Source organism: Bradyrhizobium sp. NBAIM18, assembly GCF_020193825.1.
Lineage (GTDB): Bacteria > Pseudomonadota > Alphaproteobacteria > Rhizobiales > Xanthobacteraceae > Bradyrhizobium > Bradyrhizobium yuanmingense.
In genome coordinates this window covers 261812-278538 of record NZ_JADYVO010000006.1, presented here as the reverse complement: position 1 = coordinate 278538, position 16727 = coordinate 261812, and the positions used below count along the sequence as shown (strand labels likewise).

Annotated in this window: 17 protein-coding genes; 5 read left to right on the top strand and 12 right to left on the bottom strand. The window is 65.0% G+C overall.

What is annotated here, in order from left to right:
- Nucleotides 1-7: 7 nt before the first annotated feature.
- Both I6F17_RS16465 and I6F17_RS16460 read right to left on the bottom strand, forming a co-directional pair.
- Nucleotides 8-862 carry a C40 family peptidase gene (locus I6F17_RS16465; protein WP_036036813.1) on the bottom strand — a complete coding sequence of 285 codons (855 nt, stop codon included), beginning with the start codon at nucleotides 860-862 and terminating at the stop codon, nucleotides 8-10.
- On the bottom strand, nucleotides 855-2228 hold the full coding sequence (locus I6F17_RS16460; protein WP_225126425.1) for a leucyl aminopeptidase family protein: 1374 nt from the start codon (nucleotides 2226-2228) through the stop codon (nucleotides 855-857). Before I6F17_RS16460 ends, I6F17_RS16465 begins: the two co-directional genes overlap by 8 nt.
- A 550-nt stretch (nucleotides 2229-2778) precedes the next feature.
- On the opposite strand from I6F17_RS16460, the gene I6F17_RS16455 reads away from it, so the two are divergent.
- Together I6F17_RS16455 and I6F17_RS16450 are read left to right on the top strand one after the other, a co-directional pair.
- Nucleotides 2779-4176, top strand: a complete 1398-nt coding sequence (locus I6F17_RS16455; RefSeq protein WP_225127118.1) for a metallophosphoesterase — start codon at nucleotides 2779-2781, stop codon at nucleotides 4174-4176.
- A 96-nt stretch (nucleotides 4177-4272) separates the two neighbouring features.
- Entirely contained in the window at nucleotides 4273-5100 is an 828-nt protein-coding gene (locus I6F17_RS16450) for a tetratricopeptide repeat protein (protein ID WP_225127121.1), read from the top strand.
- Nucleotides 5101-5148: 48 nt separating this feature from the next.
- Here I6F17_RS16450 and I6F17_RS16445 read toward each other — a convergent pair whose 3' ends face one another.
- From I6F17_RS16445 to I6F17_RS16400, 10 genes are all read right to left on the bottom strand, one after another.
- A complete protein-coding gene (locus I6F17_RS16445; protein WP_225127122.1) occupies nucleotides 5149-6123 on the bottom strand; it encodes a type II secretion system F family protein in 975 nt (324 codons plus the stop codon).
- 9 nt (nucleotides 6124-6132) lie between these two features.
- The gene (locus I6F17_RS16440) at nucleotides 6133-7110 is read right to left on the bottom strand and encodes a type II secretion system F family protein (RefSeq protein ID WP_057028159.1); all 978 of its coding nucleotides are present in this window, start codon (nucleotides 7108-7110) and stop codon (nucleotides 6133-6135) included.
- A 16-nt stretch (nucleotides 7111-7126) separates the two neighbouring features.
- Nucleotides 7127-8596, bottom strand: a complete 1470-nt coding sequence (locus I6F17_RS16435) for a CpaF family protein (RefSeq protein WP_036036829.1) — start codon at nucleotides 8594-8596, stop codon at nucleotides 7127-7129.
- Between the two features lie 21 nt (nucleotides 8597-8617).
- Nucleotides 8618-9886, bottom strand: coding sequence for an AAA family ATPase (locus I6F17_RS16430; protein WP_225127124.1), 1269 nt, complete (start codon nucleotides 9884-9886; stop codon nucleotides 8618-8620).
- The gene (locus tag I6F17_RS16425; RefSeq protein WP_225127126.1) at nucleotides 9883-10617 is read right to left on the bottom strand and encodes a CpaD family pilus assembly protein; all 735 of its coding nucleotides are present in this window, start codon (nucleotides 10615-10617) and stop codon (nucleotides 9883-9885) included. The genes I6F17_RS16430 and I6F17_RS16425 overlap by 4 nt, the downstream gene beginning before the upstream one ends.
- A gap of 20 nt (nucleotides 10618-10637) precedes the next feature.
- Nucleotides 10638-12128, bottom strand: a complete 1491-nt coding sequence (locus I6F17_RS16420; protein ID WP_085974449.1) for a type II and III secretion system protein family protein — start codon at nucleotides 12126-12128, stop codon at nucleotides 10638-10640.
- Nucleotides 12125-12922: a Flp pilus assembly protein CpaB gene (gene cpaB / locus I6F17_RS16415; RefSeq protein WP_036036838.1), complete on the bottom strand. Its 798-nt coding sequence runs from the start codon at nucleotides 12920-12922 to the stop codon at nucleotides 12125-12127. The genes I6F17_RS16420 and cpaB overlap by 4 nt, the downstream gene beginning before the upstream one ends.
- Before the next feature lie 129 nt (nucleotides 12923-13051).
- The gene (locus I6F17_RS16410; RefSeq protein ID WP_036021607.1) at nucleotides 13052-13576 is read right to left on the bottom strand and encodes a prepilin peptidase; all 525 of its coding nucleotides are present in this window, start codon (nucleotides 13574-13576) and stop codon (nucleotides 13052-13054) included.
- A 122-nt stretch (nucleotides 13577-13698) separates the two neighbouring features.
- Nucleotides 13699-13839, bottom strand: coding sequence for a hypothetical protein (locus I6F17_RS16405; protein ID WP_162131143.1), 141 nt, complete (start codon nucleotides 13837-13839; stop codon nucleotides 13699-13701).
- 77 nt (nucleotides 13840-13916) lie between these two features.
- Nucleotides 13917-14081, bottom strand: a complete 165-nt coding sequence (locus I6F17_RS16400) for a Flp family type IVb pilin (protein WP_025033956.1) — start codon at nucleotides 14079-14081, stop codon at nucleotides 13917-13919.
- Between the two features lie 272 nt (nucleotides 14082-14353).
- Here I6F17_RS16400 and I6F17_RS16395 point away from each other — a divergent pair, with 272 nt between their 5' ends.
- The 3 genes from I6F17_RS16395 to I6F17_RS16385 all read left to right on the top strand — a co-directional run bounded on the left by I6F17_RS16395 (nucleotide 14354) and on the right by I6F17_RS16385 (nucleotide 16721).
- Complete coding sequence (locus tag I6F17_RS16395) at nucleotides 14354-15181, top strand: sterol desaturase family protein (RefSeq protein ID WP_036036840.1); 828 nt, start codon at nucleotides 14354-14356, stop codon at nucleotides 15179-15181.
- 249 nt (nucleotides 15182-15430) lie between these two features.
- Nucleotides 15431-15934: a pilus assembly protein N-terminal domain-containing protein gene (locus I6F17_RS16390; RefSeq protein ID WP_036036842.1), complete on the top strand. Its 504-nt coding sequence runs from the start codon at nucleotides 15431-15433 to the stop codon at nucleotides 15932-15934.
- A 205-nt stretch (nucleotides 15935-16139) separates the two neighbouring features.
- Nucleotides 16140-16721 (top strand): TadE/TadG family type IV pilus assembly protein, encoded by a 582-nt coding sequence (locus I6F17_RS16385; protein ID WP_036036844.1) that lies wholly within the window; start codon nucleotides 16140-16142, stop codon nucleotides 16719-16721.
- The last annotated feature ends 6 nt before the right edge of the window (nucleotides 16722-16727 follow it).

Genomic DNA, 16727 nt, shown 5'->3' with positions numbered 1-16727 from the left:
CGCTCCGTCAGAGCCGCTTGATCGCGACGACCTCGCTGCCAGCCGCCTTGATCCGCGCGATCGCCGGCTCGATGGGCTCGATCACCGTTGCCATGTGATGCGCATTGGCGTGAACCATGGTGGTGGCGTCGCGCACGATGGCGACATGACCTTTCCAGAAGATCAGATCGCCGCGCTGCAAGCTGTTCCGCTCATACGGCTCCAGCGCGCGGCCGAGGCCGGCGAGCTGCATGTCGCTGTCGCGTGGGCAGCCGATCCCGGCTGATGTCAGCGAGACCTGGACGAGGCCGGAACAATCGATGCCAAAGCTGCTCTTGCCACCCCAGAGATAGGGCGTACCGACAAAGCGCTCGGCGATCGCGACGAAATCCGGCTCGCGATGATCGATCAGGACCAGATGCGATTTCGGCAGATATTGGCCATCGTGCGTCACGGCGAAGCTGCCGTCCTCGCGCGCCACGGCGAGCTTCGATCCCATCACGAGCGTGTCGGCAGGCGGCAGCTTGATCGAGGGGCCGGGGAACGCAAACGTCCGCAGTGCGCCGACCAAGTGCGTTGCGGCGGCCGACGGCTTTGCGAGCGCCGCATCCGGGAGCCAGCCGACATAGCCATCGCTACTGAGCTGGCCCCAGGCCCAACCCTCGCCGTTGCGGTCGTAGATGGTGACGCGTTCGCCGCGCAGCGCTTCGGTCATCAACGTCGCGTTCGAGGACGGCTGCTCGCGCACGGAGGCGATTGGCTCGACCACCTCGAACTCCTCGCCGGTGACGAAACGCTCCGCCTCGATCTTGCCTTCGAGATATTTGGCGGCGACGTCGCCCCGCGCCGGCGTCAGCCTCGGGTCGTGTCCTGGATCAGGCATAGCGCTCGCTCAGCAATGCGTAGATGGCGCGTGCGGCCTGGCATTCGCCGCCCTCGGGCCGCGCCGGCTTCGCCGACGGCGTCCAGCCATAGATGTCGACATGGAGCCAGCTCTTGGCGTGCTCGACGAAGCGTTGCAGGAACAGCGCGCAGGTGATCGAGCCGGCGAAACCGCCCGACGGTGCATTGGTGATGGTGGCGGTCTTGGAGTCCAGCCAGGCATCGTAAGGCGGCCACAGCGGCATGCGCCACAACGGATCGTTCTCCCTCATCGCGCAGCGCGCGAGGTCGGCAGCCAGCGTCTCATCATGGGTGTAGAAGGGCGGCAGATCCGGCCCCAGCGCGACGCGGGCCGCGCCGGTCAACGTGCCGAGGTCGATCAGCAGATCGGGCTTCTCCTCATCGGCCAGCGCCAGCGCGTCGGCGAGCACGAGGCGGCCTTCGGCGTCGGTATTGCCGATCTCGACGGTGATCCCTTTGCGCGAGGTGAAGATATCGAGCGGGCGGAAGGCATTGCCAGCGACGGCGTTCTCCACCGCCGGAATCAGCACGCGCAGCCGCACCTTCAGCTTCGCATCCATCACCATGCGCGCCAGCGCCAGCACGTTGGCGGCGCCGCCCATGTCCTTCTTCATGATCAGCATGCCGCTCGACGGCTTCAGGTCGAGCCCGCCGGTATCGAAACAGACGCCCTTGCCGACCAGCGTCACCTTGGGATGATCAGGATCGCCCCAGACGATGTCGATCAGCCGTGGCGCGCGGCTGGAGGCCATGCCGACGGCGTGGATCAGCGGAAAGTTCTTCGCCAGCTCTTCGCCGACGGTGCAGGAAAAGCTCGCGCCGAACTCGGCGGCGAGCGCTTGCGCGGCTGCGGCGAGCTCATCCGGGCCCATGTCGTTGGACGGCGTGTTGATGAGGTCGCGCGCGAGCATTGCCGCATCGGCAATCCGCTCGATCTCGGCCGCGTCGACACTGTCAGGCGGCACCAACCGGATCTCGGGGCGATCTGCCTTGCGGTAGCGGGCAAAGCGGTAGCAACCCAGTGCGAAGGCGAGCGCGGCCAGCCGCGCATCGTGCGGTGCATTGGCAAACCGATAGGTGCCGGGCGGCAAGAGGCCGGGCAGGGCGCCGGGCCGAAACAGGTCGCGCGATCTTGCATCCTCTTCCTCGAGCCCGAACAGCACCTGCGCAATGGTGCCGTCGGTCGCGGGCAGCGCCAGATAGCTGCCCGGCTTGGCGGCGAAGGCGCTGGCACGCGCGAACTGGCGTTGCGCCGGCGGCAGCGTCTCGGCGACCTGATCCCAGCTTGATTTGGTGACGAAGGTGATCGGGGTGGCGGTGGATGACGTCTCGAAGACAGAAGGCATTGGCGGGTCCGGATCGTCAGTTCAGGCGAGTCATGCGAACGGACGAGACTTCGCAGAGTTTGGCCGCCGCTGCAATCGGCTTTGCCGTCACCGTTCAGCGAGCCGCTACGCGCCGCAAGGTAGGCATGCGGTTCGATGCGTTCGACGAGATCCGCGAGCGGCTTGCCATCGAGCATCGACCGGGCGCGACGAAACCGTCCGCGGACAAATCTCGTATCTCACGCCGAGGGCTGCCGTTCGCAACGCCACGGCCGCAGGGCTTTACTAGCGCTTCGGTTGTGACATTATCGACGAACATTTTAGATTGTGTCGCTTGTTCTGCATGAACCCGAACGCAGACACGCGGCGGCATGGTGCCTGCCCAGGTTGGGTCGATACGGCTGAATCTGTTCGTCGAAGCATTTTTATCATTGTTTGGGCGACGCAGCATATGCAGATGAGCGGCGCAAAATGGATAGATCGTTCGTTGTTGCGCAGATTTCCGACTTGCATCTGGACGGGTCGGGCCGGCTGCTTCCGGCCATCGAGACGCTCAGGGCCGCGATTTGCGATGGCGGCTGTCGCGAATGTTCCCGATCGCATCCTGCTGATCACGGGCGATCTGGTGGACGACCCAACGCCGCGCGCGCTCGACGAGGCGCTCGCCGTCATTGCATCCTTCCGGCAGACAGGGCTGTTCACCGACATCCAAGCCGTGGCAGGCAATCACGACGTCAAGCGGCCGATCCAGCGTGCGGGCCGTCACGACGCCTACGACTACCTGCACCTGCCGCGGACCGCGAAGAATGTCTATTACCGTCAGGCAGGCCTCGACCTGGTGCTGCTCGATTCCAATCGCGCCAACTTGAAGGCGCTCGCGAGCGGCAAGATCGACGAGAGCGCTTACAAGGCGATGGTCGCCGATTCCGCCCGGCTGAGCGCCGAGGTCGCGGGAAGCATCGGTTCGGCCGGGCGCGCCGACTACGCCGAGCCGGCGGAAAATCTGGTGCGTGTGCTGGCCCTACACCATCACCCATTGCCGCAGGCCACCGGCGAAGGAAAGCGCTTTCTAGGCATGCCGGACGAGCCGCTGATGTATCTCGCCGCACCCGCGACCTTCCTCGAGGCCGCGACCTCGCTCAACGTCGATCTGGTTCTGCACGGTCATCGCCATGTCGAGGGGCTGACCCGCTATTCCATCCCCGATCCGCGTGCGACGTCGAGCGAGAGCGGTGAGGCGTTCTGGCGCACGATCTACGTGCTCTCCTGTCCGTCCTCGACCGGGCAAGCCGGCGACGATGCCGGTTTCAACCTCGTTCATTTCGGCCCCGCGTCCCATGCCGGCCGCAACGAGCACCGCTTCGCGATCACCCGCTATACGAGGCTCCGCAACGATGCGGCCTTCAGGCCGCTCGATTCCAACCTGCCGGGCGGCGTCATCAGGCTGCCGGCGGGGCGGGATTTTTCCCGCGATCTGGCCGTCCAGTCGGCGATCGGGGCGGCCTCGCCCCGCACACTGAAACGCGACCAGGTCACGGCAATCGTCCGCCGGCTGTTCATGCGTGGCAGCTTTTACGATGAGGCGGAGCCGAACTGGGCGATAGCGCTCTACACCTACATGGTCTCGGCCCATGCCTGGGCGGAGCTCGAGCGTAAGGCCGCGAGATCCCGGCCGGGATTCGACAGCGACGCGCTCGCCGCGGTGAAAACGTTGCTCGGCCGATTGATCGAGCAATCCGCTGACGTGCTCGGCATCGATCGCGCTGAGCTCGATGAGCTCTACGGGAGAGGCCTGATCAATTGTAACGACTTCCTGCGTCAGGTGCCGCGGCTGCCTTGTGATGGTGTCGACGTTCAGCGGCGGGGGCGGCAGAGGCTGCAATTGCTGCTGGAGCTGGATCAGCAGGTGCAGGTGCTCGGCCTCGATCTCGGCCTCGGCGGCAAAGCGCCGCAACCATCGCCGGCGTGAGAGAAGCACGTCTGAGCGCTGTTAACCGGCCGTTAGGGTTAACATTCTACTGCTGACACGTTCGGCTCGATCGAGCAGCTCGAGAGTCAAAGCGTCATGCGTCAACGGATCAGGCTTACCCGGCTACTTGCTTCGACGTCGCTGGTCGCGACGGTGGCGATGAGCCTCGGCGGCTGCACGGCGATGTCGAAGCTCTCGGAGGTGACGGGCTCGGTCGGCCCCCGGGCGGACGCGGCCTCCACCGATCGCGCGCCCACCGATCCGGCGCGTGCGGTCGAAGCCTATGGCGAGCGCTACCGCGCCAATCCCAAAGATGCCGACGCCGCGCTCGCCTATGGACAGGCCTTGCGCGCCAACGGCCAGCGCGCCCAGGCCGCCGCCGTGCTCGAGCAGGCGACCATCGCCAACCCCGGCAACAAGGCGCTGCTTGCCCAGTACGGCCGCGCACTCGCCGACAACGGCAATTTCCAGCAGGCCTTCGACGTGCTGTCGAAGGCGCATTCGCCCGACAATCCGGACTGGCGCCTGCTCTCGGTGCAGGGCACCGCGCTCGACCAGATGGGCCGTCATGAGGAGGCGCGATCCTATTACGCGAGCGCGCTCAAGATCGCACCGGGTGATCCCGGCGTGCTCTCCAACCTCGGCCTGTCCTACATGCTGTCGAAAGAGCTGCCGAAGGCGGAAGAGGCGCTGCGGCAGGCGCACGCCTCGCCGCGTGCCAGCGCCCGGGTCCGGCAGAATCTCGGCCTGGTCGTCGGCCTGCAGGGCCGCTTCGCGGAGGCGGAGACCATCGTCAAGGCGGACCTGCCGCCGGACCAGGCTGCGGCCAATGTCGCCTATCTCAAGGAGATGCTGAGCCGTAGCGAGGCCCCGCGCGGCGCGCCGAAGCGGACGCCGGTCGCTTCGCTGAGCGAGCCCGGCTGATCATCTGACTTCCTGGCCTTGGTGGCGGACCGTACGGTCCAGCCCGGCTCATTGCATCTCGGTGACCTTGATGGCGGTGGGTCCGAGAATGACCACGAACAGCACAGGCAGGAAAAACAGGATCATCGGCACCGTGAGCTTCGGCGGCAGCGCGGCCGCCTTCTTCTCGGCCTCGTTCATGCGCATGTCGCGATTTTCCTGCGCCATGACGCGCAGGGAATGGCCGAGCGGAGTGCCGTATCGTTCCGCCTGTTGCAGCGCCAGACACACCGACTTGACGCCCTCGAGCCCGGTGCGCCGTGCCAGGTTCTCATAGGCGACCTTGCGATCCTGCAGGTAGGACAGCTCGGCCGTGGTCAGGGTGAACTCCTCCGACAGCGCGATCGACTGGCCCACGATTTCGGTCGCAACTTTCCGGAATGCCATCTCGACCGACATGCCGGATTCGATGCAGATCAGGAGCAAATCGAGCGCGTCGGGAAACGCACGCTTGATCGAGAGCTGGCGCTTGGAGATCGCATTCCTGAGGAACAGCATCGGCGCCTGGAGGCCGAGATAGGCGGCGCCGATACAGATGCCGATCTTGATCGGCATCGCCTGTTGCATGTTTCCGATCACGAACACGTAGAGGGCCGAGCCGATCAAGAACACGATCGGGGCGACCATGCGGGCAAACAGGAAGGTGATGTAGGGCGCCTGGCCGCGGTAACCTGCCATGATGAGCTTGTCCCGCGCAGCCTCCTGCGCGAGCCATTTGGTCAGGTTGAAGTCCTCGACCACCTTGGAGACGAGTTGCTTCGGCGTCTGGCGCAGCGAAACCTTCTCACTCTTGTTGAGACGCTCACGCTCGCGCTGCCGGATGCGTTCACGCTCGTTCGCCACCGCCTTCATGCGCTTGGAGAGTCCCTCGCCGGCGAACAACGGCATCACCAGCGTATAGACGGTGGCGCTCGCGGCGATGGCCGCGAGCAGCATGGTCATGAAACGGACGTCGTGCAGTTTCGAGACGAGGAATTCGACCATGCGACACCGTCAGAAATCGAAGTTGATCATCTTCTTCATCACCAGGATGCCGATCGACATCCAGACGACGCAGCCGACCAGCATCAGCTGGCCGGTGGGATGAGTCCAAAGCACCGAGATGTATTGCGGCGTCGTGAGATAGACCAGGAACATCACGATCGGCGGCAGCGAGCCGATGATGCCGGCCGAGGCCTTGGCTTCCATCGACATCGCCTGGATCTTTTCCTTCATCTTCTTGCGGTCGCGCAGCACCTTGGACAGGTTACCGAGCGCTTCGGAGAGGTTGCCGCCCGATTTCTGCTGGATCGACACCACGATGCCGAAGAAATTGGCTTCCGGCAGCGGCATGCGCTCGTAGAGCCGCGCGCAGGCCTCGCCCAGCGGCATGCCTATCGCCTGCGTCTCGATGATGGCCAGAAACTCGCTGCGCAGCGGCTCGGGCGAATCGGCGGCTACGACCTTGATCGATTCGAACAAGGGCAGGCCTGCCTTGATGCCGCGGACGATCACGTCGACCGCGTCGGGCAGTGCAGCCAGGAACTTGGTTTCGCGACGCTTCTTGAGGAAGCCGAGTGCCCAGCGCGGCAGGCCGAAGCCGCCGGCAAAGGCAAGACCGGCGGCGCCGATCAGGCCCCCGCCCGCGAACATAGCGGCCGCGAAAAAAACGCCGGCCACCACGGCGGACACGGTCCAGAACTTCTGCGGCGTCCAGTCGAGCCCGGCCTGCGACAGGCGGACGCTGAGCGGAGCGCTCTTCTCCTGGGCGCGCCGCGCCTCGAGGTCCTTCAGCGTGGACTCGACCTGCTCGCGGCGAGAGCGCTGGGTTTTCTCGGCCTGCCGGGCCGTGGGCGCTTCGGCGCGCGCGACCGAGGCACGGCGGCTTTCCGCCTTTCGCTCCCCAGACAGCACCGGATAGAGGAATACCCAGGCGATGCCACCGACTGCTGCGGTGGCGAGGAAGGCGAGGGCGAGGACCTGCATGTTCATGGCGCTGCCGATCTGCTCACGTCTTCGGCGCGACTTCCGCCGCGTCGAGCGCCGCGGCGAGGCGCTTCTCCTCGCCGTAATAGCGGGCGCGTTCCCAGAACTTCGGACGGCCGATGCCGGTTGAGCGGTGCCGGCCGATGATCTTGCCGTTGGCGTCCTCGCCGACCATGTCGTAGAGGAAGATGTCCTGGGTGATGATGGTGTCGCCTTCCATGCCCATCACCTCCGTGATGTGGGTGATGCGGCGGGAGCCGTCGCGCAGGCGCGCGGCCTGAATGATGACATCGATCGAGGCGCAGATCATCTCGCGAATTGTTCGCGACGGAAGGGAAAAGCCGCCCATCGTGATCATGGATTCGCAGCGCGACAGCGCCTCGCGCGGGTTGTTGGCGTGCAGCGTGCCCATCGAGCCGTCATGGCCGGTGTTCATGGCCTGCAGCAGGTCGAAGGCTTCGGGTCCGCGGACCTCGCCCACGATGATGCGTTCGGGACGCATACGCAGGCAGTTGCGCACCAATTCGCGCATCGTGACCTGGCCCTCGCCCTCGATGTTGGGCGGACGGGTTTCCAGCCGCACCACGTGGGGCTGCTGCAGCTGGAGCTCGGCGGCGTCCTCGCAGGTGATGACGCGCTCGTCGTGCTCGATGTAGTTGGTGAGGCAGTTGAGCAGGGTCGTCTTGCCCGAGCCGGTACCGCCGGAAATCAGCACGTTGCAGCGGACGCGGCCGATGATCTGAAGGATCTCGGCGCCTTCCGGCGTGATCGCGCCGAACTTGACGAGCTGATCCAGCGTCAGCTTGTCTTTCTTGAATTTGCGGATGGTGAGCGCGGGGCCGTCGATCGACAGCGGCGGCACGATGGCATTGACGCGGGAGCCGTCGGCGAGGCGCGCGTCGCAGATCGGCGAGGATTCGTCGACGCGCCGGCCGACCTGGCTGACGATGCGCTGGCAGATATTGAGAAGCTGCTGGTTATCGCGGAATCGGATGCCGGTACGCTGGATCTTGCCGCCGACCTCGATGTAGACGGTGTTGGCGCCATTGACCATGATGTCGGCGATGTCGTCGCGCGACAACAGCGGCTCGAGCGGCCCGTAACCGAGGACGTCGTTGCAGATATCGTCGAGCAGCTCCTCCTGCTCGGCGATCGACATCACGATGTTCTTGATCGCGATGATCTCGTTGACGATGTCCCGGATTTCCTCGCGCGCGGACTCCGAATCGAGCTTGGCGAGCTGGGCGAGGTCGATGGCCTCGATCAGCGCGCCGAAGATGGTCGCCTTGACCTCGTAATAATTGTCCGAACGCCGGCTCTCCATGGTCGGAGGCGGCGGAGCCTTGGCGGGCGCAAGCGGCGGCGAGGCGACGGCCGGCGGAGGCGGAGCGCGCGACACCGTCGGCGCCTGAGCCGGGGCAGGCTCGAGCGACACGGCGCCGGGCTTGGGCGCCCGAAGGTCGGTGTCTGTTCCGCTACGCTTACCGAACACTTAACAACTCCATGCGGCGGCTTATCTTCCCCGCAACTTCTCAATCAGAGGTGAAAGCAGGGACGACTTTTGCTTCTTGGTCTCGCTGCGGCCGGTCAGGCGCTGGGCGATCTGCAGGAACATCTCGATCGACCTGTGGTTGGCGGAGATCTCCGCAATCATCTGGCCGTTGTTGGCCGCCGAGCCGAAGATCTGCGGCTCGAACGGGATCGAGACGACCGGTTGGCTCTCGATCGCCTTGGCGAACTCCGCGGCGGCGATTTCGGGCCGTTTCGGCACGCCGACCTGGTTCAGGCAGTAGAGCGGCGGCCGGTCATTGGGGCGGGCGGCCTTCAATAGATCGAACAGGTTCTTGGTATTGCGCAGATTGGCGAGGTCCGGGGCGGCCACGATCAGGATGTCGTCCGCCCCGATCAAGGCGCGCTTGGTCCAGCCCGACCATTGATGCGGAACGTCGAGCACGATGCAGGGCATGGTGGAGCGCAGCGTGTCGAATACGGAATCGAAAGCGTCAGTGCCGAAATCATAGACCCGGTCGAGCGTCGCAGGCGCCGCCAGCAGGCTGAGATGGTCGGTGCATTTCGACAGCAGGCGGTCGATGAACGCGGTGTCGACGCGGTCAGGCGAGAACACGGCGTCGGCGATACCCTGCGGCGGATCCTGGTTGTAGTCGAGCCCGGCCGTGCCGAAGGCGAGGTCGAGATCGGCGACGACGGCGTCCATCGCGAGGTCTCGCGCGATCGCCCACGCGACGTTGTGCGAGATGGTCGAAGCCCCGACGCCACCCTTGGCTCCGACCACGGCGATGATGCGGCCGACTGCCTTGGCTTCGGGGGCCGAGAACAGGTTGCAGATCGAGCGTACGACGTCGATCGCGCCGACCGGCGCGAGCACGTAATCGCTGACGCCGCGGCGCACCAGCTCGCGATAGAGCGTGACGTCGTTGATGCGGCCGATCACCACCACGCGGGTGCCGGCATCGCAGACGGTGGCGAGCTGGTCGAGTCCGCCCAGCAGGTCGTTGCGACCGTCGCTCTCGAGCACGATCACGTTCGGCGTGGGAGCCGAGCGGTAGGCTTCGATCGCGGCCGCCATGCCGCCCATCTGGATCTTCAGGTGAGCCTTGCCGAGACGGCGATCCTCGCCGGCCGACTGCACCGCGGCGGCCGTCTCCACGGTTTCGCAGAAGGCCTGAACCGAGACGCGCGGCGCGGGCGCAATATGCTCCTCGACCGGCGGAGGAGCTGCTGCCGGCTGCTCTTCGTGTGTCTGGCGCGCGTAACTGATCATTTGCCGGTGTCGCTGAGTTTGGCCCTGTCGGCCTCGGGATAGGTGGTCGCCGTCGTCGTTCCCTTGCGATACTTCTCGAACCCGGTGATGCGCCGCGGCGTGTATGACGGAGTTTCGGGCCGCGGCTGCTCAAGATCCGACGGATTGTCGACCATGGCCGCGAGGTTGCGCTGATAAGCGCAGCCGTAATTGTAGTAGTCCTTGTTCTCGAACCAGCGCTTGTTCTTCATCGAGGGTCCGATGTCTTCCGGCCACAGGCCGCAGGGACCGGCGACTGCAGCAATCCTGGAATAGGTGAGCCGGATCGGGGGGAGGAAGCGCTTGTCTTGCGGCTGGTAGGGGTGAACGCTGACGCCGCGCGGCGGAACGCCTGCCGCCGCCAGCATCGCCTGGATCTCACGCATCGTATCGGCGACCGGGCGAGCATTGGGCGTATTGGAAGGCACGTCGATGCGAATCGCGCCGGTGCCTTCTTGCAACCACGCCGATGCCACGCCCATCACGTCAGCGCGCTGGGCAGCGGTTAATCCGCCGCGGGCATGACCCACGAAGACGACGATCGAGCGATTCTGCTCCTCGACCGCGATCGGATGGCGCTGCTTGTAGTCGTCGGGAATGGACGCCGTGAGGACGTCGTCGTGCTGGCAGCCCCCGACCGCGAGCGCGAGGCCGATGAGCGCGCCACCGAGGCTGATGGCGCGCTTGCGAAGCTGGGGTGGTCTCGTGATCATCGTGAAATCCCCGTTCCGCCTCAGTCGGTAATGAAGCCGTAGGTGCCGCGGTAGTTCTTGGCCGGTTCGGTCCGGCCCGGCACGCCGTAGATCCGGTTGATATTGCCGATCAGCTGCGCCTGCGGATCCGCAGGCGGGGCGAAGCCGTCATCCGGCCGCGACAGGTCCTTCGGCGCCACCGCGCGGACCACATAGGGCGTCACGATCACGACCAACTCGGTTGCATTGTTGACGAAGTCGCGGCTGCGGAACAGCGTGCCGAGGATCGGGAGCTGCATCAGCCCCGGCATTCCGTTGACAGCTTGCTTGGTCTGCTGCTGGATCAGGCCGGCCATCGCCATCGCGCCGCCGGACGGAATTTCCAACGAAGTCTCTGCGCGGCGTGTCTTGATTGAGGGGACCGTCAGCGAGTTGACCGTGTTCGAGGTCACCGCCTGCGACAGCGTGATCGCATTCTCATTGGACAGTTCGGAGACCTCGGTCATCACCCGCAAGCTGATCTTGCCTTCGCTCAGGACCACAGGCGTAAAGTTGAGTGAGATGCCGAACTTCTTGAAGCTGATCTGAGTGGTACAGACGCGCGTGACGGGATCGCACGAATAACCCGCCGGCACCGGAAATTCGCCGCCGGCGAGGAAGGTGGCGGACTCTCCGGAGATCGCGGTCAGGTTCGGCTCGGCAAGCGTCCTGATCACGCCCGCGCTCTCCATCGCACGCAGGGTCGCCTGCACCGAAGGCGTCGCGCCGAAACTCGCAGTGAGATTGTTGCCATCCACCAGATTACGGCCGAGCGCCGTGAACGGGTTGGAGTTGCTGAAGCTCACCACCGATGTGCCGTAGTTGAGGTTGGCGGTGAGGTCGATACCGAGCTGCTTGACGATCGTACGCGCGACTTCGGCAACGGTCACCTTGAGCATGACTTGGTCGCGGCCGCGCACCACGATCGAGTTCACCACCTTGTCGACGCCGCCGGCCAGGCGCGCAGCGAGCTCGTTGGCCTGTTGCGCCTCCATAGGGTTGGCGGCCGTGCCGGACAGGACGATACCGTCGCCCAGGCCGTCGATCTGGATGTCTGAGTTGGGCAGAACCTGCTTCAGTGCGGCCCGCACGCCGTTGAGGTCGCGCTTCACCGCGATGTCGTAGGCCGCAATCTGCTGCCCGGCGGAATCGAAGAACACGATATTGGTCTGGCCGACCGCGGCGCCGATGATATAGGCGCGCTGTGCGGAGCGGACCACCGCATTGGCGATCTTGGGATCGGCGACCAGCACGTCCTTGATGTCGCGCGGCAGGTCGATCACGACCGACTTGCCGATGCCGAGCGAGAGGAAACGCGCGTTGATCTGGCCGTCCGCCGCGGCCTGCGGCACGGGGCGGTAATCGGCGGCGACCGCCGGGGCGATCGCCGGGTTGAGCGCCAGCGCGAGGGCGGCCGAAAACGACAGGGCGCGGACCAGTGAGGTCCGCATCGTCGCCGAATCTGCCCTGTATTTGATGTCGACTGTCTTCATCGTGCCTTAGCCGCCTGACTTGGAATGCCGTAGCGAATGATCGAGACACCCTCGCGCTTCTGCGCGGAGTCATCGAGCGTGATCTCGCTCATCTTGACGTCGACGATGCTGCGCAGCGCCAGCGACAGCGTGCCGCTCTGACGCGCCGCGGAGAGCGTTGCGGTCTGCGCGGGATTGAGCTCGAGGGTGACGGTCTTGCCGATCACCGCGTTCTGCCCGTCCTTCTCCTTGGGTGCCTGGTCGATGGCCAGGACCCGGATATTGGCCAGGATGATCTCGGAGGTGACGATGTCGGGAGCGCCGCTGCTCTGATCCGGGTTCTTGAGCCGGCGGGTGAGCAGGACGTCGACGCGGTCGTTGGGCAGGATGAAGCCGCCCGCGCCGGTCTCCGGCGAGATCTCGGTCGAGATCGCCCGCATGCCGGTGGGCAGGATTGCCGCCATGAAGCCGGAACCTTCGGCCTTGACCAGCTTCTGGTCGCGGATCGGCTCACCCTGGATGAAGGGCGCGCGCGCGATCGAGCCGGTCACCTGGGTCGCACCGTCGGGGCGCTCGTTGCGTCGGATGAAGGTGGCGCTGGCGGTCGCGGTCGGCCAGGTCTGCCATTGCACGTCTTCGGGCTTCACGGTCTGGCCGAGGCCGATGTCGTTCTTGGCCACGAGGACGTCGACGGTCGGCAGCTGCGCGACCGGAACCGGAGGCGGCGCAGAATTGTCGGAGCCGCTCGCCAGGTACGCGGCGACGCCGCCGGCGCAGATGGCGACCGTCAGGACGACAATGCGTGCCCTATTCATACGCTTCAACTTTCCAACAATACGCCGCGACGCTGCCGCCGCCGTGATCGGCAGTTGACCAGCTATTCGTCAAAGCATGGTTAATGAGGCGTATCTAAATCGCCTTAACGCCGGGTTTACCCGGGGCGTTCAGCGCAGCGCGAGGCGAGCGAGGTCGATCGCCTTCACCCATTCGGTCTCCGGGTAGACCATCAGCGCGCTCAGCGCGAGCGCGATGCCGTAGGGAATGCCGCTCTCCTTGGCGTGCAGCCGTGCGAGCCAGGCCTGTCCTGCCAGCCCGTAAGGCAGCGGCCATTGCCGGAACTGCAGCAGGAGCAGCGTCAGCGCGCCGCCGAACAGCGAGGCGTAGAGCAGGAAGTTCATCAGATGTGGGAAGCCGAACCAGAGCGCGACGGAGGCCGCGACCTTGGCGTCGCCGCCGCCCACCCAGCCCATGGCGAAGCAGGTGAAGGCCACGACCAGAACGAGCGCACCGGCGCCGACATGACTCAGCATCTCGTAAGGTGCCATGCCCCCGGCGAGGGCGAGCGCGAAGAAGCCCGCCACCAGCGCCAGCGATACGCGGTTCGAGATCGTCATCGTGAAGAGATCGCTCGCGGCGGCGAACGCCATCAGGGCCGGGAAGAGCAGAAGGCGCGCAAGGTCGAGAATCATGGGCTGCGTCTTGAGGCCTGGGTTTGTCGCGGGAGCTGCTTCGGGCGATGCTAGCGCACGATGCTAAACAAACCGACAACGGCGGCACGGGCTCGCCCGGGCCTCGGCCGACGAACGCGCTTTCACCAGAAGCTGGCAATACGTGCGGCGAGCGCGACCGTCGCAACCAGCAGCGCAAGGCAGATCCAATAGACCGGCGAGCCGGCCTGCGCCGCTTCCGTCTCGTGGGCCGCGACCGCGGCATCGGTTCTGAACTCGTGCAACGCCACTGGAACTCGCCGTCTTCAGAAAAACAAACGCCCCGGAGGTCCGGGGCTTTTGCCGTCGTTCGTGGACCCGCTTACTTCAGCGAGGTGCTGATCGAGCTGAACTTGGCGTTCAGCGTGGTGCCGAGATTGTTGACGACGGTGATGATGGCCAGCGCGATGCCGGCGGCGATCAGGCCGTATTCGATGGCGGTGGCGCCGGATTCATCCTTCGCGAAACGCGCAATCAAGTTCTTCATGAACAAAACTCCGTCTGGGTGGCGACCGCCTCGTTCGGCGCTGTCGTTGACGCGACGACCATGAGAGCCGAGCTCTTTCGGGAGAGTTAATTCGACCGGGTAATCCCACGTCCGGCGCGATGCTTTTGCCCAGAGTGAATTTCGCCTTAAGACGGCACCTGCAAATTCGTTGCGGTTCCGGATGCGCCGCCAACGCGGCGCGTGCTTCACCCTCCCTTAAATTTCGCGGAGTAGGCCTTAAGCTACAGCGGAATTCGCGGAGAGAGGCGACGATGTCGAGCCTGCCCATGCAAGTCGCCTTGATGCTCGGCGAGACCATCGTCAAGGTGATCCCGGTCACCTTGGTGCTCGCGGCGGTCTTCACCGTGCTGGAGCATTTCTGGGCCTGCAATCCCGGCGCGCCGTGGTGGCGCAAGCGGGAGATCGTCACCGACATCTGCTACTGGTTCTTCGTTCCGGTGTTCGCCCGCACCATGCGGATCGGGCTGCTGGTCGTCGGTGCCAGCGTCGTCTTCAACATCCACGACGCCGACGAGCTCATCGCCTTTTACGACAATGGCCACGGTCCGCTGGCGCAGCTGCCGCTGTGGCTGCAGGCCGTGCTGTTCCTGGTGCTGTCCGATTTCATGCTGTACTGGCTGCATCGGCTTTTCCACGACGGCGGCTTCTGGAAATATCACGCCATCCATCATTCGTCGGAGGAGATCGGCTGGATCTCCGCGGCGCGCTTCCATCCGGTCAATCTCTTGCTCGGGACGATCAGCGTCGACGTCGTGCTGCTGATGGCAGGCATCTCCCCGAACGTCATGGTCTGGGTCGGCCCGTTCACCACCTTCCACTCGGCCTTTGTGCACGCCAACCTGAACTGGACCTTCGGACCGTTCAAATACGTGCTGGCGACGCCGGTCTTCCATCGCTGGCACCACACCTCGCTTGAAGAGGGCGGCGACACCAATTTCGCCGGAACGTTCCCGATCTGGGACGTGCTGTTCGGCACCTTCCGCATGCCGGAGGGCAGGCTGCCGCAGGATTACGGCAAGGACGAAGCGGCCATGCCCAAGGAGATCGGGGGCCAGCTCGCCTATCCGTTCCGGCACTAAAGCATGATCCGGAAAAGTGCGAAGCGGTTTTCCGGAAAGATCATGCGTAAACCACAACCTAAAGCGCGATGACGATTCATCCAGAACTCATCGCGCTTTAGGGGCGAGCCCGCAAATGTCCGTCCGTTCAAACAATACGCGGCGAGTTTGCGGAACGTTCACGAATTAAAGGCAGGTTAGCCGGGTCGGGCACCGGCTCCGCTGTATTCGGTCGCTTCTGCCGGTCTGTGACGTCCCGGGGGTAAGAGTATGCGTAAAGAAATGCTGCGCCGTCATGTGCGCGTCTGTGTACTGGTTGCCGCTGCGGTGCTGGCCTCGCCGGCCGCCGGCCTCGCCGAGCCTGCCGCCGATACCATCGCCGTCAATGTCGACCAGGCCAAGCTGGTGCGGCTGCCCGGCAAGGTGGCCACCATCGTGGTCGGCAATCCCCTGATCGCCGACGTCACGCTCCAGCCCGGCGGCATGATCGTCGTGACCGGAAAGGGCTACGGGGCCACCAACTTCATCGCGCTCGACCGTGGCGGCGAGATTCTGGTGGACCGCCAGATCCAGGTCGAAGGTCCGAGCGACCGACTCGTCACCGTCTATCGCGGAGTCGAGCGGGAGTCCTACAGCTGCGTGCCGCTCTGCCAGCGCCGCGTGACGCTCGGCGACAGCGACACCTATTTCAACAACGCGATGAGCCAGGCCGGTACGCTGAGCAGCAGCGCCAGCGGAGGTGCGGGTGCCGGCGCGGCTGCCAAGCCAAACTAGCCCACGGGCGGGCCTCGATCCCGCCAAGCCGCTCGATTCGAGGGCGGCACCTCGTTGCATGCCGTGCTTCCTCCCGCTTGCGGGCGCTGGTTAACGCGGTGTTAACGGCGCGGTCCGCCGGAAGCGGATCGTCTGAAACACTTAGACAATCAGTTTCCGCTATTGAACGGGCAGATGATCGCCAGCCGCTGGGGAATTTGACGAGATGCCATCGCCTGCACCTACGAGGTTCACGCTCCGGAAAGCGCTGCTCCGGTTTCGCGGCAACCGCCGCGGCTCCGCGGCCGTCGAATTTGCGCTGGTCGCGCCGATGTTCTTCGCGCTGCTATTCGCGATCCTCGAGACGGCGCTCATGTTCTTCTCGAGCCAGGTACTCGAAACCATCGCGCAGGACTCCGCGCGCGCGATTCTAACCGGCCAGGCTCAGGCACAGGGCGGCTCGGTGGCGGCCTGCCAGTCCGCGCCCAACACGGTCGCTGCATGCGATCAGACGACGTTCAAGACCTTCGTCTGCAGCAAGATCCCGGCGCTGTTCGATTGCAGCAAGCTTTACGTCGACGTTGTCAGCACCAGCTCCTTTGGAACGCTCAGCCTCACCAACTTCGGCACCTCCTGTACCTTCAATCCCTCCGGCATGCAGTACAGTGCCGGAAGCTCCGGTCAGGTCGTCGTGGTGCGCCTTTTCTATCAATGGCCGCTCATCGTCACCGGCCTCGGCTACAACGCGGGATGCAGCAACAAGCGGCTGATGGTGGCGACGGTGGCGTTCAAGAACGAACCCTTCTGAGGCAGA

Coding starts and splice junctions, on each gene's coding strand:
- I6F17_RS16465 (WP_036036813.1), bottom strand. CDS start 862: ATGCCTGATCCAGGACACGACCCGAGGCTGACGCCGGCGCGGGGCGAC.
- I6F17_RS16460 (WP_225126425.1), bottom strand. CDS start 2,228: ATGCCTTCTGTCTTCGAGACGTCATCCACCGCCACCCCGATCACCTTC.
- I6F17_RS16455 (WP_225127118.1), top strand. CDS start 2,779: ATGGCGGCTGTCGCGAATGTTCCCGATCGCATCCTGCTGATCACGGGC.
- I6F17_RS16450 (WP_225127121.1), top strand. CDS start 4,273: ATGCGTCAACGGATCAGGCTTACCCGGCTACTTGCTTCGACGTCGCTG.
- I6F17_RS16445 (WP_225127122.1), bottom strand. CDS start 6,123: ATGGTCGAATTCCTCGTCTCGAAACTGCACGACGTCCGTTTCATGACC.
- I6F17_RS16440 (WP_057028159.1), bottom strand. CDS start 7,110: ATGAACATGCAGGTCCTCGCCCTCGCCTTCCTCGCCACCGCAGCAGTC.
- I6F17_RS16430 (WP_225127124.1), bottom strand. CDS start 9,886: ATGATCAGTTACGCGCGCCAGACACACGAAGAGCAGCCGGCAGCAGCT.
- I6F17_RS16425 (WP_225127126.1), bottom strand. CDS start 10,617: ATGATCACGAGACCACCCCAGCTTCGCAAGCGCGCCATCAGCCTCGGT.
- I6F17_RS16420 (WP_085974449.1), bottom strand. CDS start 12,128: ATGAAGACAGTCGACATCAAATACAGGGCAGATTCGGCGACGATGCGG.
- cpaB (WP_036036838.1), bottom strand. CDS start 12,922: ATGAATAGGGCACGCATTGTCGTCCTGACGGTCGCCATCTGCGCCGGC.
- I6F17_RS16410 (WP_036021607.1), bottom strand. CDS start 13,576: ATGATTCTCGACCTTGCGCGCCTTCTGCTCTTCCCGGCCCTGATGGCG.
- I6F17_RS16400 (WP_025033956.1), bottom strand. CDS start 14,081: ATGAAGAACTTGATTGCGCGTTTCGCGAAGGATGAATCCGGCGCCACC.
- I6F17_RS16395 (WP_036036840.1), top strand. CDS start 14,354: ATGTCGAGCCTGCCCATGCAAGTCGCCTTGATGCTCGGCGAGACCATC.
- I6F17_RS16390 (WP_036036842.1), top strand. CDS start 15,431: ATGCGTAAAGAAATGCTGCGCCGTCATGTGCGCGTCTGTGTACTGGTT.
- I6F17_RS16385 (WP_036036844.1), top strand. CDS start 16,140: ATGCCATCGCCTGCACCTACGAGGTTCACGCTCCGGAAAGCGCTGCTC.